Consider the following 603-nt stretch of genomic DNA (forward strand, 5'->3'; position numbering starts at 1 on the left):
CATGTCGCCCGGCCCGGCTATGCGCCGACGGAAGGCTGCGTCGCCCTTTCGCGCGGGGATCTCGACCGCTTGGCTCCCCATCTCCATCGCGGGATGCGCCTCGTCGTTCGACGCTGACGATCGGAACCCTTCGCTCGGCTCACGATTTCTTTCCTCTTGGACGCATTCCGCAGAGGTCAGGTCATGGAACGCAGCGAACAGCAAAGCTTGCCGGTGGTCGAGCCCTACGATTCGCCGACCGGCGGTTGGGGCTCGGTCAAATCGCTGGCCGAAAAGAGCATCGCGGAAGGGCTCGCCGTTTCCACGATCTGGAACACGCTGTTCAAACAGAACAAGCCCGACGGCTTTGCCTGCGTGTCGTGCTCCTGGGCCAAGCCGGCCGACAGCCATGCTTTCGAATTCTGCGAGAACGGCGCCAAGGCGACGATCTGGGAGCAGACCAAGAAGCGCACCGACCGCGACTTCTTCTCGCGCCATCGCGTCACCGAGCTTCTGGACTGGACGGACCACGATCTCGAAAAGCACGGCCGCCTGACGACGCCGATGCGCTACGACGCCTCGCTCGACCAATATGTGCCCGTCACCTGGGACAGCGCCTTCCGC

Annotated in this window: 2 pseudogenes; both read left to right on the forward strand. The window is 63.8% G+C overall.

The features are described from left to right. A pseudogene (locus NS365_RS25410) lies at positions 1-117 on the forward strand (L,D-transpeptidase family protein); the annotation flags it as partial. A gap of 66 nt (positions 118-183) precedes the next feature. Beyond that, positions 184-603, forward strand: a pseudogene (locus NS365_RS23145) (FdhF/YdeP family oxidoreductase); the annotation flags it as partial.

It is taken from the genome of Aureimonas ureilytica, assembly GCF_001475935.1.
Classification (GTDB): Bacteria; Pseudomonadota; Alphaproteobacteria; order Rhizobiales; family Rhizobiaceae; genus Aureimonas; species Aureimonas ureilytica_A.